The organism is Achromobacter sp. EG18 (assembly GCF_059759395.1).
Map to the genome: position 1 here is coordinate 2037004 of NZ_CM186213.1, position 19098 is coordinate 2056101.

Genomic DNA, 19098 nt, shown 5'->3' on the forward strand with positions numbered 1-19098 from the left:
GCCGGGCCCGCCTGGGCGCGCCCGCACGGGTGCGCACACGCCCAGGCGCGACTATAACAGCCTTATGCTAAGGCTTCCTGACAGCCGGCCCCAAAGAGCGGCGGGCGGCGCCGGAGGTGGCCGCCACGCTGCGGCTGCGCACGCCGGCGGCGGCCAGCGCGGCCAGCAGCGGCTTCTGCGCATCCAGGAAGGCGGCCTTCTCGTCGTCCGCCAACTTGCACTGGAACATCTGCGCCAGCAACTGCGTGCGGCGAGCCTTGCGATTGTCGGCCTCCTGGGCCAGCCAGGCGGCCACCCAGTCGGCGGCCGCCTGCGCGTCGCCCTGGTGCTTGACGTGCCCCAGCAGGTCGAACACGGTGACGCCGGCGATGGCGCCGTCCTCGGCGCGCGTCAGGAAGAGCTTGGCGGCCTGGCCGCTGTAGCCCGGGACCAGGGCAATGCAATCGCGCTCGGCGGGTTTCTTCATGGGTACTGCCTGTATCGGTTATCGGTAACCCTGCAATGTAACCCGCGCCCGCCGCTGTCGCGTGGGCGCCACGGAACTCTGCTATCGTCGGCCTGTTTTTCCCCAACTCTACGGCGGACATCATGCAACGCGATTTCGATCTGGTCGTCACCATCCTGGGAGCCCTGCGCGACGCGCCGGGCCCCAACCTGAGCACCCATGACATCAAGGAAGCGGCCCTGGCCCACGAACAAGGCCTGCAGTTGGTCGCGCACCACCTCGACCTGCTGGCCGACGCGGGCCTGGTCAAGCAGGTCAGCGAAACGGCGGCGACCGCCGGCGATACCCGCTGGCGCATCACCTGGAAGGGTTACGACGCGCTGGAACAGGACGAAGAAGACGACGACGAGGATTTCGACGCCGAGGAATGAGGCGCGCCCCGGCCCTTGCGACGCGGCCGGCGGGCGTGTCATCGCGCCCCGCCGGCGGCCCGGCGGCCACGCCCGGCCAGGTTCCGGAACGGCTCAGTGGCGCCGCAGGATGCGCCGCGTCAACAATGCGGCCGCGGCGCCGATCACCAGACTGAACATGAAGGCGGCAACCGCGAGCATCGCCGCCTGATCGCCGAAACCGGCAGATCGCGACAACACCACCACCACGGCGCAGACCGCCGCGGCCCATACCACCACACCCGCGAGCACGCGGCCCGGTGTGCGCAACCGGCCGCACAGCGACCCACCCACGAGCGCCGCGGCCACCATGGCGGCCATGGACCAGAACAGATATTCGTAGTGCATGCGGACGGACTCCCCTGCGGTATTGAGGCGACCGCATTATAGGCGGGCGCGCCGCCCATCCGTCCCCGAGACCCAGGACGTGAACCGCCGGCGCCCGCCTCAGGCCTGCGGCGCGACCGCGACGGCGCTGATTTCCACCAGCGCCCCATAGTGCAATTCCCGTGTCGGCACGATGGCGCGAGCGGGCCGGTGATCGCCGAAGCTGCGTTCGTAGACGCCATTCACCTCGTTCCACATGCCAACGTCCGGGATGTACACCGTGACATTGACCACCGCGGACATCGACGTCCCCGCGGCTTGCAGAATGGCCGCCAGGCTGCGCAGCGCGGCCTCGGTCTGCGCGGCCACGCCTTGCGCGAGCCGTGGCGGCTCGCCGGGCTGGACGGGCGGCAGGAAACCCAACTGCCCGGAAACGAAGACAAAGCCATTGGCGCGCACGGCCTGCGAATAGTGGCCGGCCGGCGGCGTCGCATGAGGGGTGGATATGATGTCCATCTTGACTCCTGGAGGCTGCGGCCGGGCTACCAGCCGCGAAAACGTTGCCATTGCGCCACGACTTGGCGATCGCCGCTACGCACCACGGCGTAGGCGTCATGCTGGGCGCAGGTGGCGCAGGCGTGGTTCGGCACGATCCGCAGCCGGGTGCCCAGCGGCAGATCGGGCAAGGCGGCGCCGCTGCCCGCGCGCAGCTTGATGATGCCCTGCTCCTGGTTGGTCTCGGCCAGCAGCAGGTCGGGATAGACCTGGCCATCCACGTCGCACACCAGCCCGTACAACTGGTCCACCGGCTGCCGGGCCGTACCGCGATCGCGCGACATGGCCATCCAGCCGGCATCGACCAGGATCCAGCCCTTGTCGGGCTGGTGGCCGATCACCGTGGTCAGCACGCTCGCGGCGATGTCGTCCACGGCGCACACGCCCAGTCCCGCCATGACGAGGTCGAAAAACACGTAGACGCCGGCGCGCACTTCGGTCACGCCCTCCAGGTTGCGAGCGAAATGGGCGGTGGGCGTGGAGCCCACGCTGACCACCGGGCACGGCAGGCCGGCGGCGCGAATCGTTTCGGCGCAGCCGACGGCGGCCAGGCGTTCCTGCTCGGCCATGTCGGCGATCGCCTCCACGCTGCGGCAGCCATAGGACTCGCCCGCATGGGTCATGACGCCGCGCAGGCACCCGGCGGCATGCAACGCTCGCGCGATCTCCAGCAACTGTCCGGCCTGGCCCGGCTGCACCCCGGCGCGGTGGCCATCGCAATCGATTTCGATCAGCGCCGGAATCGCTGCGCCCTCTTCGAGCGCGCGCGCGGCCACGGCCTGCGCCGCCTCGACGCTGTCGACCACCACGGTCAGGTCGACGCCACCACGCCGCAGCGCCAATACGCGTTCGAGCTTGGCGGGCGCCACGCCCACGGCATACAGCAGGTCGGTCACGCCCGCCGCCGCGAATTGCTCAGCCTCCTGCAGCGTCGACACCGCCGCCGGCCCTTCGGGCCGCGCCATGACGCGGCGCGCGACCTCGATCGATTTGGGCGTCTTCAGGTGCGGACGCAACTGCACGCCATGGCCGGCCATCAGGCGGTTCAGGCGCTCGATGTTGCGTGTCATGCGGGTTTCGTCCAGCAGCAGGCAGGGCGTATCCAGCGTATCCAGGGTGACGGAGGCAGTGGTCATGGCGATATCGGCGAAACTGAAACGGGCGTGCGGAAAGGAATGCAACGCGGATGGCGCCCGGGTATCCGTCCGCAGGTTCGAAGTATGGCGCGCCAGGGCGCTTGCGTGTTTAATCAATGCTTAATCAATCATTAAGGCGATTCTGAATGATCACCACGGATGACCTGCGCTTTTTCCTGAGCCTGGCCGCCACCAGCTCGCTGGCGCAAGCCGCGCGCGCGCTCGACGTGACGCCGCCCGCCGTGACCCAGCGCTTGCATGCATTGGAAAAACGCCTGGGCGTGCGCCTAGTCAATCGTTCCGGGCGCGGCACCGCGTTGACCGACGAGGGCCGCCTGCTGGCGCTGCGCGCCGGGCAGATCTGCGGGGAACTGAACGAGCTGGCCGATGAGCTGGCGGGGCGGCGCGGCGTGGTGGCCGGCCATCTGCGCGTTGTCGCGCCGCTGGGATTCGGCCAGCGGTACGTGGCGGGACTGGTGGCGGAGTTTCGCCAGCACAGCGACAACGTGACCGCCAGCCTGGTGCTGTCCGACGGTCCGCCGCAGCTGGCAAGCGATGACTGGGACGTCATGGTTCACATCGGCGAGCTGCGCGATTCCACGCTGGTGGCGTATCCCCTGGCGCCGAATCGGCGCATCCTGTGCGCGTCGCCCGCATACCTGGCTCGCCACGGGGCGCCCGCCAAGCCCGAAGACCTGCGCGACCACGATTGCATCGCGTTGCGTGAAAACGAAGAGGACGTGACGCTGTGGCGCTTCAAGCGCGGTCGCGGCCCGGTGGTGGGCGTGCGCATTGCCCCCGTGCTGTCGAGCAATACCGGGGCCACGGCGGTTGCCTGGGCGCTGGCGGGGCATGGCATCGTGGCGCGATCGGAATGGGATGTGGCCGAGCACGTGAAGCGCCGCGCGCTGGTGCCGTTGCTGCCGGGCTGGAGCCTGCCCGAGGCGAATGTGGTGGCGCTGGTGAAATCACGCCAGGACCTGCCCGCGCGCACCGCGGGCTTTCTGGCCCACCTGCGCGAAGCGTTTGCGGCCACGCCATGGCGCGACAAGGGCCAGGCGTAGCGGTGTGAAAAAGGGGAACCAGCGGGAGGCGTGTTCATCCGACGCGGCGCCGGAAAGTCGGTGGACTCTGCAAAGCCGTGCCTGCCGGCGCGAGCCGGATGAACGTTCGCAGGATGCCAGATCGCGGGACGCCCGGGGCAGGCGCTTCCGATAAATCGGACTCCTCGGCCCCCCCGCCACACTCAATCGAGCATGGCTTCCGCTTCGATCTCGACCAGCCATTCCGGCAACGACAGGCCGCTGACGATGATCCATGACGAGGGTGGCGGATCGTTCGGGAAGCGGTCGCGCAGCACTTGCGCGATCGACTCCTGGTCCTCGCGCGCCGTTTCGCAAATGTAGATGCGCAGCATGATGACCTGCGCCAGTGTGCCGCCGGCCGCCGCCAGCACGCGTTCGATATTGTCGATCGCCGCGTCGGCCTGTTCGCGCAGCCCTGGGCTGACCGTGCGCTCCCGCGCATCGACGCCGACCTGGCCCGACAGCAGCATGCGGCGCTGGCCGGTCACGATCACGGCCTGGCTGAAGCCATATTGCACCGTATTGAAGACAGTATCGGGATTGACGACGGTTCGGGACATGTGGATTCTCCTGGTGGGCGGCGCGCCCCGCGGCGCGGCGCTTGCGCCATTCTAGAGGCGCCCGCCATCAGGCGGCCGCGGGCGCCGGCCGCGCGCCACGCGCCGCGTACACGGCCACCAGCAACACCACCGCGCCCGCGCCGACCGCGGTCCAGAAGCCCGCGCCGACGCCATGATGATCCACGATCCAGCCCGCCAGCGCGGCGCCAGCCGCGACGCCCGCGCCCAGGCCCGTCACCAGCCAGGTCAATCCCTCGGTGAGACGGCGGCCCGGCACGGTGCTCTCCACCAAGGCCATGGCGATGATCATGGTCGGCGCGAACGACAGCCCAGCCAGCAAAACGCCCAGGGACAGCGTGAGCAGGTCGCCGACCCACAGCAGCGGCAAGGTGGTGAAGGCGGTCACGCTGGCGGCCACGGCCAGCAGCCGCGCCAGCGGCGTCTGGAACTTGAGCACGCCGAACGCCAGGCCGGCGACGCACGATCCCAGCGCGTAGGCCGACAGCACCATGCTGGCCCCGGCCGGCAGGCCCTGCTGGCGCGCGAAGGCCACGCTCATCACGTCGATGGTGCCGACGATGACCCCCATGGCGGCCATCATCGCGGTCAGTTGTCGCATCAGCGGCACGCCCAGCACCGAGGACTCACGGCCCGCTTCGCGCGGCTGCACCGCCGGCGCGGTGGCACGCTGCAGCACGAAGGCGGTGACGCCCAGGCCCAGCAGCAGCGCCGCGCCAAGCGGGCCGGCTTCGGGGAAGAGGATGACGCACAGACCCACGGCCAGCGGCGGGCCGATGATGAAGCTCAATTCGTCCAGCACCGATTCGAGCGCATAGGCGGTGCGCAGTTGCGGCCGGTCGCGATAGATCTCGGTCCAGCGGGCCCGCGCCATGGCCGGCATGCTGGGCAGGCTGCCCGCCAGCGCAGCGAACACGAACAGGGTCCAGTCGGGCGCCTGCAGGCGCACGCAGGCGGCCAGGCCGATCAGCCCCGCCACGCTGGCGCCCGCCGCCAGCGGCAGCACCCTGCCCTGCCCGTGGCGATCCACCAGACGTGAAATGCGCGGCGCGAGCAGCGCCGTGGCCAGGGCGAAGGTGGCCGCCACCGCGCCCGCCAGGGTGTAGGCGCCCCGCACTTGCGACAGCATGGTGATGATGCCGATGCCGATCATCGGCAGCGCCAGCCGCGCCACGGCGCATGCGGCGACAAAACCGGCGGCGCCGGGCGCCTGGAACAATTCGCGATAGGGATTGGACACCCGGAACCTCTGGGGATGTTGCGGGCCGGCGACAGCCAGCCGGAGAAATTTACATACGTGACGTATGTGAGATGGTATTCACCTGCATGGCGCATGTCAATTAACATACGACTCGTATGTCATTGGAGCCAGCCATGTCGCGATCGCGCGCCGAGATGATCGAGGAAACCCGCGGAAAACTGTTGGCGACGGCGCGCGAGTCGTTTCGCCGCGCCGGTTACGCCGGCACCTCGATGGATGACCTGACCGCCGCCGCCGGCCTGACCCGGGGAGCGTTGTATCACCATTTTGGTGACAAGCAAGGTCTGCTCGCCGCGGTGGCCGCGCAGATCGACGCCGAGATGGAGGCGCGGCTGCAGGCCATCTCGCGGGATGCGCCCGACGCCTGGACCGCGCTGCGCGAGCGCTGCCGCGCGTATCTGGAAATGGCCGCCGACCCCGAGATCCGCCGCATCGTGCTGCAGGATGCGCGCGCCGTGCTGGGCCATGCCGGCGCCGCCGCCCAGGAACAATGCACCGCGTCGCTGGGCGAGTTGCTGCAGGACCTGATGGACCAAGGCGTGATCGTCGCCGCGCCCCCGCGCGCGCTCGCCCGGATGTTGCATGGCGGCCTGGCCGAAAGCGCATTCTGGATCGCCGAGGACGATGGCCCGGCGCGCCTGGCGCAGGCCTTGCAGGCGCTCGATCTGCTGCTGCAGGGCATGCGCCGGCGCTGACCGGATCGATGCCCGTGGCCGGCCCTCGCCGCAAACGCCATCGTCGCGCATAATGCGCTCAGCGCGCTCAGTGCCCCACCGGCCCGCGCCCCTTCCCTGAACCCGGATCCACGATCATTCGAGATGAAGCTTCCGCGTCATTACGCCCTGGCCGCCCTGCTGTGCGGCGCCGTGCTGCTGCCGGCCGCCGCGCCCGCCCAACCGCCCGCGCCGGACGCCGCGCAGGCCCTGGTGGGCAAGTGGCGGCACCAGACCATGCTGCGCACCGTCGACGGCAAGGCGCAGCCGCCCCAGCCCTCCGGCGGCGCGGGCGTGGTCGAGTTTCGCGGCGACGGCACCTGGTCGATGCAAGGCCCGGACATGGTTTCCAGCGGCACCTACCGATGGCTCGATGCCAAGCGCATCGAACAGACGCTGGAGCAATCCACCAGCAAGCATGAACTTGGCGTGGCCTCCATCCGCTACGTGAAGATCCAGGGCGATCACCTGAGCCTGACGCGGGTGCAGGACCGCAGGGAAATGGACAAGCTGATGCCGCCGCCCGGGCCGAACGTGCGCCGCCCTGACCAGTTGATCGTCACCAACGTCTTCACCCGGTTGCCGGCGGAGCCGAATCCATCCGCGCCCGCGGGCGGCGCGGGTCACCGCTAGGCCAAACGCGGTATGGAAGGATGAGACCGTCTTTGCTACGCTGAGTCATCCCCATGGAGGGCACCAGGCCATGAAACCCAAGATCCGCGTGCTGCGCGTCCAGCCGTCGTCGATGTCGGCCCGCTTCGCCTTCCTGGCGATCGCGCTGCGCTGGTCCTTGGGCGCGACGCCCCGGCCGGCGCGCCTGCGGATCGGCCCGCACGACCTGGCGCCGGTCGGTTCCGAGGCGGCGTTCTGGATGTTCGCGCTGCGCCACGCCCTGTCGGCGCAGTCGGTGCTGGTCACGCGGGGCGATCACTGGGACGTGGCGGCGTCGGTCGATGGCGACGTGATCCGCGCCTTCGGCCGCAAGTTTGCACTGCGCCAATGCCTGTGAAACAAGGCGATCGGCGCGGGCGGCTAGAACTCGGGCAGGTCGAACACCGTATGCAGGGTGGAACTGGGCGCCGGCACGGAAGCCAGATGCTCGCGGCCGTCCTCGTCGGTCAGCACCCGCACCGGGCGCGAAGCCACTGACAGGCCGTCCACGCTGACGACGGTCTCGACGTCGGCGCCGGCCTTGATGGCTTCGATCACTTCGGAAGCCGCCGCGGTCACGGGTTCGCTGACCCAACCGGGCACGCCGCGCTCGGCCAGCCCCCAGCGCACGTAGGCGACATGGCCGGTAACGGCTTCTTTACGAACGGCGACGATCGCGTAAAACGACATCCGGGCCTCCCTCAGGTTTGGTGGCCCGGATCGTATAACAACTTGGCTGATTCGCGATGACAGCCGTCAGGGTTCGATGTCGATGGGCTCAAAGGATTTCACCAAGTCATCCAGTTGTTTCAATTGGGTGAGGAACGGCTCCAGCTTGTCCAGCGGCAGCGCGCTGGGGCCGTCGCATTTGGCGTTCCGGGGGTCCGGGTGGGCCTCCAGGAACAAGCCCGCCAGCCCCACGCCCATGCCCGCCCGCGCCAGTTCCGCCACCTGCTCCCGGCGCCCGCCCGAGGCGGCGTCCAGGGCCGAACGCTGCTGCAGGGCATGGGTGACGTCGAATATCACGGGCCGGTTGCCTGTCACCTTTTTCATGACCCCGAAGCCCAGCATGTCCACCACCAGGTTGTCGTAGCCGAAGCTGGTGCCGCGATCGCACAGGATGATCTGCTGGTTGCCGGCCTCGGTGAATTTCTCGACGATATTGAGCATCTGGGTAGGACTGAGGAACTGCGGCTTCTTGATGTTGACGACGCGGCCGGTCTTGGCCAGCGCCACCACCAGGTCGGTCTGGCGGGCCAGGAACGCCGGCAACTGCAGGATGTCCGCGACCTCCGCCACCGGCGCCGCCTGCCAGGGCTCGTGCACGTCGGTGATCACCGGCACGCCGAAGTTCTGCTTGACCGCCTCGAAGATCTTCATGCCCTCTTCCAGTCCCGGCCCCCGGTAGGAATGGATCGAGGAACGATTGGCCTTGTCGAACGACGCCTTGAACACGTAGGGAATGCCCAGCCTGGTGGTCACGCGCTGGTATTCCTCGCAGGCGCGCAGCGCCAGGTCCTTGGATTCCAGCACGTTGATCCCGCCGAACAGCACGAAAGGCTGGTCGTTGGCGCACGTGATCGAGGGCGAAATGATGACTTCCGGGGCGGTCATGATGGGGCTGTCCTGTAGGGATGAAGCAGGTAATAGTGCGTAATGTACAACCTGCCCACCCCGGTTCCGGCCGCCGCCGCCGCTTTTTTGCCTCGGTCCGGCGACAGGACGCCATGTGGCGCCGCCGCGGCGCTGCGCCGTCCGATCCGCGCGGTCGGGACGAACGCAAGATACACTCGCTGACGGGGGACGATACCCGCGAGCGTATTGACAACGGACTTACGACGACCTGATTCATGGACACCGACACCCTGTCCCGCCGACTCGAATTCCTGCGGCAAGCCGAGAAGCTCAAGGACGTGCTGCGCAGCGCCCGCAGTTCGGGCGGGCGCCAGGAAAGCACCGCCGAACACACCTGGCGCCTCTGCCTCATGGCCATGATGCTGGAGGAAGACCTGGCGGACCTGGATTTCACCCGCATCCTGCGCCTGTGCGTGATCCATGACCTGGGCGAAGCCATCCACGGCGACATTCCGGCGACGCAACAGTCCCCCGGCGCCGGCAAGGGCGCCCAGGAACGGCTGGACCTGCTGCAACTGGCCAGCCCGCTCGATGCCCCGGCGCGCGACCGGTTGCTGGCGTTGTGGGACGACTACGAGAATGCCGCCTCGCCCGAAGCCCGCGCCGTCAAGGCCATGGACAAGCTGGAGACGCTGCTGCAACATAACCAGGGCGCCAACGCGCCGGACTTCGACTACGCGTTCAACCTGGACTACGGCCGCAAGCACACCGATGCCCTGCCGCTGTTCCGCGAGATCCGCCGGCTGCTGGATGCCGATACCGAAGCGCGCATCCGCCAGCAGGCCGCCGAACGCGCCGCGCGGCCCTCGCCCTCGCCGGCCGATGTCGTGCAGCGCCAGCTGGACGCCTACAATGCCCGGGACATCGATGCCTTCATGCCGGCATGGGCGCAGGACTGCGAGTATTACGCGTTCCCCGGCACCCTGCTGGCGCGTGGCAGCGCCCAGGTCCGCGAACGTCACCTCGAACGTTTCAAGGAACCCGATCTGCACGGCAGGCTGGTCCATCGCATGGTCAACGGCGACATGGTGGTGGACCAGGAAGTCGTCACCCGCAACTTCGCCGACGGCCGCGGTGAAGTCGACGTCGTCGCGATCTACGAAGTGCGCGACGGCCAGATCGCCAAGGCCTGGTTCAGGCTGGGCGCGCCGCGACTGCACGGCGGGCCCGCATAGCGGCCGCAAGGCCCGGGAAAAGCATGGGATTACTCGACTCGCTGTTCCGGCGCAAGCCCACGCAAGACCAGTTCGCCCGGCTTTTCATCGACGCCGTCCGGCAGCGGGGCTACACCGGCACGCTGGACTACAAAGCGGATGAATTCCGGCTGCTTCACGGCGAAGGCTCGTACTTCAACCTGCACAACGCCTATAACGCCTATTGCGAAGCCCGAAGCGGCCAGCGCCACGGCGCGTTGCAGGGCTATGTCTCGACCCTGCTGACCAGCGACCAGGCCAGGCCGGCCTCGCTGGCCGAGGCCCGCCCGCTGCTGCGGCCGGTGATCCGGGCCCGGGCCATGATCGAGGCGATCCGCATGCACCACCTGCGCACGGACGGCAACGACACCGACTTCCGCCCCGCCCTGCGGCCGTTCGGCGACGACTGCGTGGTGCTGCTGGCGCTGGACCATCCGGAATCCATCGCCACGCTCACCAACGGCCCCGATGCCGACTGGGGCCTGTCGTTCGAGCAGTCGCTGGCCATCGCCATCGATAACCTGCGTGACTCGGCCGACCACTTCGTGGAAGTGGCGCCGGGCGTGCATGGCGGGGCCTGGGAAGACGGCTACGACATCAGCCGCGCGCTGCTGCCGGACATGCTGGAACGCGTCGCGGTCCGCGGGCGTCCGGTGTTCATGATGCCCACGCGGGATCTGTTGCTGGTCAGCGGCGACAACGACGACGCCGGCCTGTTGAAGATGATGGAACTGAGCCAGCAGGTGGTGGCCCACGGCCGCCCGGTGTCGCCATACATGTACCACTATGGCGAAACCGGCGTCGAACGCTACCTGCCGCGCCAGGAGCGCATCATCCACCTGCAGGCGCACCTGGCGCGAGTGCTGGCGCAGGGCGATTACGACGCGCAGAAGGAAGCGCTGGACCGCCTGCACGAGGAACGGGGCATCGATGTGTTCGTCGCCACCTACAATCTGTTCGCGCAGAACGACGATTCCGCCACCTCGTTCTCGCTGGCGACCTGGACGCGCGGCGTCGAAACCTCCCTGCCCAAGGTCGACCGGCTGGCGCTGGTGCGCCCGGAGGCCAACGACGATATCGGCGAAGTGCGGGTTGTCAGCTGGGAGCAGGCGGCGCCGGTGCTGGCGCCGTTGCTCGAACCCGAAGATCTCTATCCGGCGCGTTACCGCACCCGGGGATTTCCCAGCGACGCGCAATTGGCGCAATTGCCCGAAGCGGATTGAGCGCTGCAGGACGGTCAACCCGTCCGGCGGGCGCATCATCACCTCAGGGCTGCGCTTCCGATTGGCTCACCAGGCGATAGGCGATCGCGCCGATGATCGCGCCCACGATCGGCGCCACCCAGAACAGCCACAGCTGCTCCAGCGCCCAGCCGCCCACGAACAGCGCCGGGCCGGTCGAACGCGCCGGGTTGACCGAAGTGTTGGTGACCGGAATGCTGACCAGGTGGATCAGCGTCAACGCCAGGCCGATCGGAATCGCGGCGAAGCCGGCCGGCGCGCGCTTGGAGGTCGCGCCCAGGATCACGAACAGGAAACCGGCCGTCATCACGACTTCGGTGACCAGCGCGGCAGCCATCGAGTACTTGCCCGGCGAATAGGCGTCAAAGCCGTTGGCGGCGAAACGGCTGGCCTGCAGGTCGAAGCCCTGTTGACCATTGGCGATCGCCGCCAGCACCGCGGCCGCGGCAATGGCGCCCAGCACCTGCGCCACCACGTAGGGCAGGATTTCGCGAGCGGGAAAACGCCCGCCGGCAACCAGGCCGACCGTGACCGCGGGATTGAAGTGCCCGCCCGAAATGTGGCCGACGGCGAACGCCATGGTCAGCACCGTCAGGCCGAACGCCAGCGCGACGCCGGCAAAGCCGATGCCCAGTTGCGGAAACCCCGCCGCCAGCACCGCCGCGCCGCAGCCGCCCAGCACCAGCCAGAAGGTGCCGAAGAATTCCGCGCCGCAGCGCTTGGATAGTGGGTACATGTTTCGCCCTCCGCGATTGAAAACGCGAAGGTAGCGCGGCGCGGGCGTTACGATTTCAAAGCAGTGCAAATTCCACGCGATTCTTGACATTGCTTGACGATGTCGGCCGGTATCGGGCCGGCCGGCATCGCGCGAGCCCCGCTCATCGCGGCGTCCTGGGGTCCACGCTCCACAACGCGACGTCGCTGGTCGACACCGCCACCGCGCCGTGGCGCAATGCGGCCGCCACGTCGGCCTGGTTGCAGACGAAGCCCGACGCCACGATCGGCGGCAGTGCCTTCAGGTCCTGCGGCGCCATGTGGGCCAGCATCGGCGCCGGCATGATCTGCACCAGGTTGGGGTCGCTCTGCTCCAGCGCCTTGACGCTGCGCGGCCAGGTGGAGCGGTCGGTCACGAACACCTTCTGCATCGTCACCATGCCGGCGCGGTTGGCGCGCTGGATGGTGGCCACACGGGTCGACACCAGGCTCGCCACGCCGATGTCCGCCAGGTATTCGACGCCGCCTTTGTCCTGCGACAGGCCTTCGCAGCTGTCGATATTGACGATGACGTACTTGCCCGCCCGGTTCAGGGCGGAGATCACCGGCGCAAGCCGGCGCAGCTCGACGTTGGCGACGATGCCGATCTCGGCCACGCTGCCGACGAAGGCGTTGACCTGCTCCGGTCCGTAGAGCGTGGCAATGACCGGATGCCGCGCCAGGCATGCGCCGAGTGACCTGTCCATGTTATCGCCTGCCTTGATCGTAGGGGCCTTCGTCCGTCAGGCCGAGCTTGCCGGGGTTGAGGATATTGTGCGGATCCAGCGCCTGCTTGACGGCATGCAGCACGGCGAAGGCCGGCCCGAGCGATTCGCGCATGTAGGGCGAGCGCAGCAGACCTACGCCATGGTGGTGGCTGAGCGCGGCATTGTATTTGATCAACACCGCGTTGGCCGCGTCCCAGGCGCGCCGATACCACTGTGCCCGCTCGTCGACCGCGACCTCGCCGCGCAGCGAAAAATACAGGCAGGCGCCATCGACGTAGGCATGCGACTGGTGCGCCGAACCGGCCAGCGTGCCGGGCACGGCATTGACCGCGGCAACCACCTCGTCGTAGATAGCGGACAGGTCGCTCCAGCGCCCCGCCATCTCCAGCGTGTCCGCCACGAAGCCGGGGCTGCGCTTGAAGCCTTCGGCGCTCTTGCCGGTCAGGTAGCGGGTATCCAGCCAGCGCTCGAACACCTCATCGCCATCCAGCGCTACGCCGGATTCGCGGCAGACCTCTTCGCTGATGCCCATGACCGCGTCGACGATCGGGCGCGGCCCCTCGTCGGCCACCAGCAGCACGTTCAGGTCGGGCCGGTTGAACTGCACCCCGCTTTCCAGCGCGTCGTACAGTCGCAAGGCGGCGGGGTTGGCGCCGCGCTGCATGATCTGGCGGCAGGCTTCCAGGCCGGCCGCGAAGGTCTCGAAGCCGTAGGCGATGGCGCGGCCGTAGTCGGGCAGGCGATGCAGCTTCAGGCGGACCCGCACCACCACCCCCAGCGTGCCCTCGGAGCCGATGAACAGCTGCAGCAGGTCGGGGCCCAGCGCCGCGCGCGAATAACCGCCCACCGTGATCAGGCTGCCATCGGCCAGCACCACGTCCATGCCGAACACCATGTCCTCGATCTTGCCATAGCGCGTGGACAGTTGCCCCGCGCCGCGGCATGCGACCCAGCCGCCGACGGTGCTGATGCCGAACGAGGACGGCCAATGGCCCATGGTCAGGCCATGCTCGCGCTGGATGGTCTGCTCGAACACGTCGCCGAACATGCCCGCCTCGACCTCGACGATCTGGCTTTCGCGGTCAATCCCGATGAAGCGGTTCAACTGGCAGACGTCCAGCACGATGCCGCCGCGCAGCGGCAGCGCCGCCCCGGTGACGTTGCTGCGCCCCGCCGACACGGTGACGGGAATGGCGGCCGCGTGCGCGATGCGCATCACGGCCTGCACCTGCTCCACCGTCGACACTTTGACGATCACTGCGCGCGGCGTGGCCGGGCGGCCGGCGGTCTCGGTCATCATCGAGCCGGCCCACCAATCGCGCGTCCAGGCCACGGCGTCGGCGGTGGTGGTCAACACCTCGTCGGCGGCTGCTTGCAACGCCTCGACCTGCGCGGCCGATACGGACACGGGATCGCGTTGCAGGCCCGGCTCGGTGCCAGCCTGCGTCAGGCCCGCCGCGTAGGCCGGCGGCGTGTGCGCGCCCACCACGTAGTTGCCGCGGTTGTAGCCGCGCTTGATAGCTTCTTTACTGATCACGAGTCGTCTCCCATTAGTACGGACTTTTCATGTTCGATGGCGGCGCGGTAGCTGCGCACCTGTTGCGCCACCGCGGCGTCGGACAGGCCCAGTTCGGCCTGCAGTATCTTGCCCACGCGTTCGGCGGCCTCGGCGGAGGCGTCGCGCGCCATCAGCCTTGCCCGCATGCGGCGCGAGAGCACGTCTTCGACCGTGGCCGCCAGCTCGTGGCGCACGGCGTACAGCGCCTCGGCCTCGGTGTACGGCAACCCCGGCACCAGCGGCGCCGCCAGCGCCGGCGTCTGCTGCATCAGGTCGCTGACGAAGCGCGCCTCGGTGCCATAGCGTTCGCCCAGGTGCGCGGACAGGCCGCCCGAGGCCACGATGGCCTGCGGGTCGTAGCCGGCCGCGCCCAGCAGGAAGGCGCTGGCCGTGACACAGCGCGCCTTGCGCCCCAGCACCTTCTGCGCGGCGTCGATGGTCTGCTCGGCCATGTGGCGCGAGGTCGTCAGCTTGCCGCCGACGATGGTGACCAGGCCATCGGCCGCGATCCGGATTTCGTGGTTGCGCTTGATCTCCAGCGTCTTGCCGCCCGGTGGCGCGACCAGAGGCCGGCAGCCTGCGATGCTACCCACCACATCCTCGGCGCGCAGATCGGTCTTGAGCGCCGAACGCGCCCCTTCCAGCAGGAAATCGAGTTCGCGGCGGGTGCAATGGACATCGTCCAGGTCACCCGCGTAGTCTTCGTCGGTGGTGCCCAGGTACGAGACATTGCCCCAGCGCGTGATGGTGGCGCGGCGGCTGCGGCCCGGCACCGGGATCGTCACCGTGCAGTCGTTGCGCACCTTCAGCCAGGGCACGGCCACGTGCACGCCCTTGGCGGGGCGGATGTGCAAGGCCTGGGGATCGCCCTTGCGGCTGCCGTTCCAGTCGCGCAGCCAGACGCCGGTGGCCATGATCACCACGTTGGCGCGCACCCGGATCTCGGCCTGCCCGGCCTGCACGATGGCGCCGTCGACCTTGCCATGCGTGTCGCGCGTGACTTCAACGGCCCGGGCGTGGTTCAGCACCGTTGCGCCATGGAACGCGGCGGTGCGCGCCACCGCCAGCGTCAGGCGCGCGTCATCGACCCGCGCGTCGAAGTACAGGAAGCCGCCAAGCAGGCCGTCCTGCTTGAAGGTGGGGCAATGCGACAGCACTTCCTCGGGGGTCAGCTTCTGGTGCAGGATGCCTTCGCGCCAGCCGCCGGCCAGGTCGTAGGTCCAGAGCAGGCTCTCGAACGCCTTGGCCAGCCGCTTGTCGAAGACGCCGTCGCGTTCCAGCAACGGAAACAGGAACGGCAGGCGCTGCACCAGGTGGCGGGCGTTGCGCCGCAGCCGCTGGCGTTCGTGCAGGGAATGGCGCACCAGGCCCAGGTTGCCCTGCTCGATGTAGCGCAGTCCGCCATGCACCATCTTGGACGACTTGGACGAGGTCCCCGAGGCGAAGTCGTCCTTTTCGACCAGCGCCACGCGGTAGCCGCGCAGGCTGGCGTCCAGCGCCGCGTAGGCGCCCGTGATGCCGCCGCCGACGATGAGCATGTCGAAGTGTTCGCCGCCCAGCCGGTCCGCCTGTTCCTGCCGCGCCAGCCGCAACGGTTCGCCGCGGGTCATGCCGGCCCGATCCTTCCTGGGCTTTCTCGATGGCAACCCGATCATGTCCGCAATGCCTCCTGCTTGTCCTGGGAATACAGGCCCGCGTGGGCCAGCTCGGATTCGACGCGCGAATGCCACAGCGCGCGGCGGCGGGCGCGGGCCTCGGCCGCCAGGGTGGGTTGGAATACCGCATCGGTGGCGGCGGTCTGGCGCGCGGCCTGCAGCGATGGCCACAGCAGGCCCGACGCCCCCGCCAGGAACGCCGCGCCGCGCAGGCTGGCGCGATCGGCCTCCTGCATGCGACGGATCGGGATCCCCAGCAGGTCCGCCTGGATGCGCAGCAACGGATCGCTGCTGGACAGGCCTCCGCCCACCACCAGTTCCGACACCTGCACGCCCGATACTTCCTCGTCCGCCTCGATGCAACTGGCCACCGAATGGGCGATGCCTTCCAGGATCGCGTAGGCCACTTCGGCCTGGGTGGTGGCCATGGAGATGCCGGTGAGCGAGGCGCGCGCGCCGGCCGCCATGCGCGGCACGCGCAACCCGGTCAAGGCCGGGATGAACGTCACGCCGCCCGCCGATTGCGCGGTGGCGGCCAGTTCGCTGATCTCTTGCGCGTTCCTGAACCACTTCAGCTTGTCGCAGACCCAGTTCAAGGCCGAACCGGTGGTGGCGACAAAGGTCTCGACCGCGAAGTGCGACACCTGGTCCTGGCGCCGCGCCGTCATCGTCAGCGAGCCTTCGTAGCGGCCGCTGTTGACGGGCGCCTCGGGGCCGATGATCAGGTCGACGAAACTGCCCGTGCCATGCACGCACATCGCCTGCCCGCGATCCAGGCAGCCCAGGCCCACCGCGCCCGCGTGCTGGTCGCCGGCCGACGCCCGTATCGGCACGGCAAGGCCCAGGAGGTCCGCGCGCGTCTGGCCGAAATCGTCGGCTTCCTGGCGCAAGGCCGGCAGCAACTCGCGGGGAAACTCCAGCGCGTCGATCCAGTCCAGGTAGTAGCGGTGCCCGGACAAAACATAGGCGCCGGCCGAGGTGGCGTTGGTGGGCGTCGTCACGCATTCGCGGCGGTCCGACATATGCCACAGCAGCCAGGTATCGACGGTGCCGAACGCCAGCCGGCGCTCGCGCCAGGCCTGCGCCACGGCCGGTGAATCGCGCAGGTGGCGCGCCGCCCACAGATACGGCGAACGCACACCGGCCGGGCGGCCCACCTGCTCCAGCAGGCGCGGGTTCCAGGCGGGCGCCAGGCGATCGAGTTCATCGACATAGCGCGTGTCCTGCCACACCATGGCCGGCACCAGCGCGCGGCCCGTGGCGGTATCCCACAGCACCGCGGTGGCGCGCTGCGTGGCCAATGCCAACGCCACGATGGCCTGGCCGTCGCGACGCGCCTGCGCGATCACCTTGCGGCACACCTGCAGCGTTCTTTCGAGAATCGCATCGGCATCCTGCTCGACTACGCCGGGGCGCGGCGTATCGACCTGCAGGGCCAGGTATTCCTGGCCCGACACGTGGCCGTCGCCCGACACCAGGGCGGCGCGTGTCCCCGAGGTGCCGGCGTCGATGGCCAGGATCACGTTGTTCGACATGTTGTCTCCGTGCGTCATCTTGCGGTTTTCCCCAGCGCCGGGTCGAGCGCGGGCAGGTTCTCGTCCCCCTTGAACTGCGGCGCGCCGGCTTCGTTGTCCGGATTGATGCCGCTGCGGGTGGGATCCCATTTGATGGCAAAGCAGATGATGCTGGCCGCCAGCGGGACGGCAGACAGGATCAGGAAGGTCTTCTCCAGGCCATAGCTTTCGCGGAACAGCGGGAACACCAGCAGGCCGACCGCCGCGCCGATCGAGCCGAGCGCGCCGATGACCCCGTTGGCGCCGGCCCGCAATTCACCGCGGAACGACAGCGACGACAGGCTCTTGCCGTTGGCCCCCGGACCGCCGGAATGGAACAGGATGAACAGCGACGGCACCGCCACCGCCAGCCACAACGGCATCTTGCCGTGGAAGGTGCCCAGGATCAGCAGCATCAGGAAGACGGCCGCAAAGCCGAATGCCGACGCGCGCCGCAGGCCCAGCTTGCGACCGATGTAGGGCGACATGAAACCGCCGAAGATGCCGAAGATGTTGAACACCAGCGCGCCCACCGTGGCGTAGACGAAGTCCTTGCCGAACAACGCCGCGCTGATGAGCGGCAGGTACCAGCCCACCGCGAAATACTGGATGGACTGGCCGATCTGCACCGTGGCCGCCAGTATCGTGCGCTGCAGGTACACGCCGCGAAAGATCAGCAGCACATTGGCCAGGCCGCGCCGCGCCTGGTTGACCACCGGCACGCGCTCGTGCGGCGGCGCCGCCGTGAACGGCTGGCCGTAGATGCGGGTCATCGCCATGGCCGCCTCGTCGACGCGCTCCTTGCGCGCCAGCCAGATCGGGCTTTCAACCATGTAGCGCAGTTGCAGCACCAGGATGGCCAGCGCGAACACCGCGGTGGCCGCGACCGAATAGCGCCAGATCGCGTCGCCCACTTCCCATGAGTGGAACAGCAGCGCCAGCAGCAGATTGGAGCAGACCGCCGTGTACCACATGCCCTGCCAGGTGTTCAGGCGGCTCTTGAGCCTGACGGGCGTGAATTCCGCCAGCACCGCCATCGCGATGGCGAAGTCGATGCCGTAGGCCGCGCCCACGAAGAAACGGCCCGCGAGGATGACGTCGAACGACGGCGCGAACACCACCAGCAGCGCGCCGATCAGCGCCAGCAGCTTGGCCGTGATGAGAGGCCGCATGCGGCCCCAGCGATCCGCCATCCAGCCGCCGATGGGATTGAAGGCGATGGCCACCCAGGACGCGAAGGACGTCATCAACGCGACCTGGCCCGCGCTCAGGCCGAGGTCGCGCGTCATGGGCCCCAGGCCCGCGCTGAGCGCGGAGTTGGCGAATGCGTCCAGGAACAATCCGCCCAGGGCGAGCCACCATATCAGGCCGGCCCGGCCGACGATGCCCGGACATGAATCGATATACGCGATGACATCGTCGATGCCACGCAGCTTGACGGGTAATGATTGCACGGCGGTCTCCTCTTGGAATTATTTCTGTAAGAGGTCGACGCAGCGAGCGCGCGATAAAAGACCATCTTACAGATGGTCTTTTATCTAGATCTGTGCGAGTGACTTTATGGACTATCCAGCATAGTGTC

At 68.6% G+C, this 19098-nt stretch carries 21 protein-coding genes and 1 pseudogene; 8 read left to right on the top strand and 14 right to left on the bottom strand.

What is annotated here, in order from left to right; translation table 11 throughout:
• Window positions 1-67: 67 nt before the first annotated feature.
• Window positions 68-466, bottom strand: a complete 399-nt coding sequence (locus tag AC6CR5_RS09245) for a hypothetical protein (protein WP_498085555.1) — start codon at window positions 464-466, stop codon at window positions 68-70.
• Window positions 467-588: 122 nt separating this feature from the next.
• Between AC6CR5_RS09245 and AC6CR5_RS09250 the strand changes: the two genes are divergently transcribed.
• Window positions 589-876: a DUF2513 domain-containing protein gene (locus AC6CR5_RS09250; RefSeq protein ID WP_006386190.1), complete on the top strand. Its 288-nt coding sequence runs from the start codon at window positions 589-591 to the stop codon at window positions 874-876.
• Between the two features lie 93 nt (window positions 877-969).
• Here AC6CR5_RS09250 and AC6CR5_RS09255 read toward each other — a convergent pair whose 3' ends face one another.
• The 3 genes from AC6CR5_RS09255 to AC6CR5_RS09265 all read right to left on the bottom strand — a co-directional run bounded on the left by AC6CR5_RS09255 (window position 970) and on the right by AC6CR5_RS09265 (window position 2912).
• Entirely contained in the window at window positions 970-1242 is a 273-nt protein-coding gene (locus AC6CR5_RS09255) for a hypothetical protein (protein WP_006386191.1), read from the bottom strand.
• A 99-nt stretch (window positions 1243-1341) separates the two neighbouring features.
• The gene (locus AC6CR5_RS09260; protein WP_020928333.1) at window positions 1342-1737 is read right to left on the bottom strand and encodes a RidA family protein; all 396 of its coding nucleotides are present in this window, start codon (window positions 1735-1737) and stop codon (window positions 1342-1344) included.
• A 26-nt stretch (window positions 1738-1763) separates the two neighbouring features.
• On the bottom strand, window positions 1764-2912 hold the full coding sequence (locus tag AC6CR5_RS09265) for a DSD1 family PLP-dependent enzyme (protein ID WP_026384512.1): 1149 nt from the start codon (window positions 2910-2912) through the stop codon (window positions 1764-1766).
• Between the two features lie 146 nt (window positions 2913-3058).
• On the opposite strand from AC6CR5_RS09265, the gene AC6CR5_RS09270 reads away from it, so the two are divergent.
• Window positions 3059-3976: a LysR family transcriptional regulator gene (locus tag AC6CR5_RS09270; protein WP_498085556.1), complete on the top strand. Its 918-nt coding sequence runs from the start codon at window positions 3059-3061 to the stop codon at window positions 3974-3976.
• A 182-nt stretch (window positions 3977-4158) separates the two neighbouring features.
• On the opposite strand, the gene AC6CR5_RS09275 is transcribed toward AC6CR5_RS09270, so the two are convergent.
• Both AC6CR5_RS09275 and AC6CR5_RS09280 read right to left on the bottom strand, forming a co-directional pair.
• Window positions 4159-4557, bottom strand: coding sequence for a RidA family protein (locus tag AC6CR5_RS09275; RefSeq protein ID WP_054445157.1), 399 nt, complete (start codon window positions 4555-4557; stop codon window positions 4159-4161).
• 67 nt (window positions 4558-4624) lie between these two features.
• Entirely contained in the window at window positions 4625-5815 is a 1191-nt protein-coding gene (locus AC6CR5_RS09280; RefSeq protein WP_047991169.1) for an MFS transporter, read from the bottom strand.
• A gap of 134 nt (window positions 5816-5949) precedes the next feature.
• Between AC6CR5_RS09280 and AC6CR5_RS09285 the strand changes: the two genes are divergently transcribed.
• The 3 genes from AC6CR5_RS09285 (at window position 5950) to AC6CR5_RS09295 (ending at window position 7558) form a co-directional block, all read left to right on the top strand.
• Window positions 5950-6531, top strand: coding sequence for a TetR/AcrR family transcriptional regulator (locus tag AC6CR5_RS09285; RefSeq protein WP_006386197.1), 582 nt, complete (start codon window positions 5950-5952; stop codon window positions 6529-6531).
• A gap of 123 nt (window positions 6532-6654) precedes the next feature.
• Window positions 6655-7182, top strand: a complete 528-nt coding sequence (locus AC6CR5_RS09290; RefSeq protein WP_020928337.1) for a hypothetical protein — start codon at window positions 6655-6657, stop codon at window positions 7180-7182.
• 70 nt (window positions 7183-7252) lie between these two features.
• Window positions 7253-7558: a hypothetical protein gene (locus tag AC6CR5_RS09295; RefSeq protein ID WP_020928338.1), complete on the top strand. Its 306-nt coding sequence runs from the start codon at window positions 7253-7255 to the stop codon at window positions 7556-7558.
• Window positions 7559-7581: 23 nt separating this feature from the next.
• Here AC6CR5_RS09295 and AC6CR5_RS09300 read toward each other — a convergent pair whose 3' ends face one another.
• Together AC6CR5_RS09300 and kdsA are read right to left on the bottom strand one after the other, a co-directional pair.
• Complete coding sequence (locus AC6CR5_RS09300) at window positions 7582-7890, bottom strand: hypothetical protein (protein ID WP_006386200.1); 309 nt, start codon at window positions 7888-7890, stop codon at window positions 7582-7584.
• Between the two features lie 66 nt (window positions 7891-7956).
• On the bottom strand, window positions 7957-8814 hold the full coding sequence (gene kdsA, locus AC6CR5_RS09305; RefSeq protein ID WP_006386201.1) for a 3-deoxy-8-phosphooctulonate synthase: 858 nt from the start codon (window positions 8812-8814) through the stop codon (window positions 7957-7959).
• A 236-nt stretch (window positions 8815-9050) separates the two neighbouring features.
• Here kdsA and AC6CR5_RS09310 point away from each other — a divergent pair.
• The 3 genes and pseudogenes from AC6CR5_RS09310 to AC6CR5_RS09320 all read left to right on the top strand — a co-directional run.
• Window positions 9051-9620 (top strand): annotated as a pseudogene (locus AC6CR5_RS09310) (HD domain-containing protein); the annotation flags it as partial.
• A 42-nt stretch (window positions 9621-9662) separates the two neighbouring features.
• Window positions 9663-10010 carry a nuclear transport factor 2 family protein gene (locus AC6CR5_RS09315; protein ID WP_230846680.1) on the top strand — a complete coding sequence of 116 codons (348 nt, stop codon included), beginning with the start codon at window positions 9663-9665 and terminating at the stop codon, window positions 10008-10010.
• 23 nt (window positions 10011-10033) lie between these two features.
• The gene (locus tag AC6CR5_RS09320) at window positions 10034-11251 is read left to right on the top strand and encodes a DUF1444 domain-containing protein (RefSeq protein WP_498085557.1); all 1218 of its coding nucleotides are present in this window, start codon (window positions 10034-10036) and stop codon (window positions 11249-11251) included.
• 43 nt (window positions 11252-11294) lie between these two features.
• On the opposite strand, the gene aqpZ is transcribed toward AC6CR5_RS09320, so the two are convergent.
• From aqpZ to AC6CR5_RS09350, 6 genes are all read right to left on the bottom strand, one after another.
• Window positions 11295-12005, bottom strand: a complete 711-nt coding sequence (aqpZ, locus tag AC6CR5_RS09325; protein WP_020928341.1) for an aquaporin Z — start codon at window positions 12003-12005, stop codon at window positions 11295-11297.
• A gap of 142 nt (window positions 12006-12147) precedes the next feature.
• Window positions 12148-12729, bottom strand: a complete 582-nt coding sequence (locus AC6CR5_RS09330; protein WP_026384507.1) for a glycerol-3-phosphate responsive antiterminator — start codon at window positions 12727-12729, stop codon at window positions 12148-12150.
• Between the two features lies 1 nt (window position 12730).
• A complete protein-coding gene (locus AC6CR5_RS09335) occupies window positions 12731-14287 on the bottom strand; it encodes an FAD-binding oxidoreductase (protein WP_026384506.1) in 1557 nt (518 codons plus the stop codon).
• Window positions 14284-15963 carry a glycerol-3-phosphate dehydrogenase/oxidase gene (locus tag AC6CR5_RS09340; protein ID WP_038503912.1) on the bottom strand — a complete coding sequence of 560 codons (1680 nt, stop codon included), beginning with the start codon at window positions 15961-15963 and terminating at the stop codon, window positions 14284-14286. The genes AC6CR5_RS09335 and AC6CR5_RS09340 overlap by 4 nt, the downstream gene beginning before the upstream one ends.
• Window positions 15960-17498, bottom strand: coding sequence for an FGGY family carbohydrate kinase (locus tag AC6CR5_RS09345; protein WP_006386208.1), 1539 nt, complete (start codon window positions 17496-17498; stop codon window positions 15960-15962). Before AC6CR5_RS09345 ends, AC6CR5_RS09340 begins: the two co-directional genes overlap by 4 nt.
• A gap of 14 nt (window positions 17499-17512) precedes the next feature.
• The gene (locus tag AC6CR5_RS09350) at window positions 17513-18970 is read right to left on the bottom strand and encodes an MFS transporter (RefSeq protein ID WP_498085558.1); all 1458 of its coding nucleotides are present in this window, start codon (window positions 18968-18970) and stop codon (window positions 17513-17515) included.
• Window positions 18971-19098: the final 128 nt, after the last annotated feature.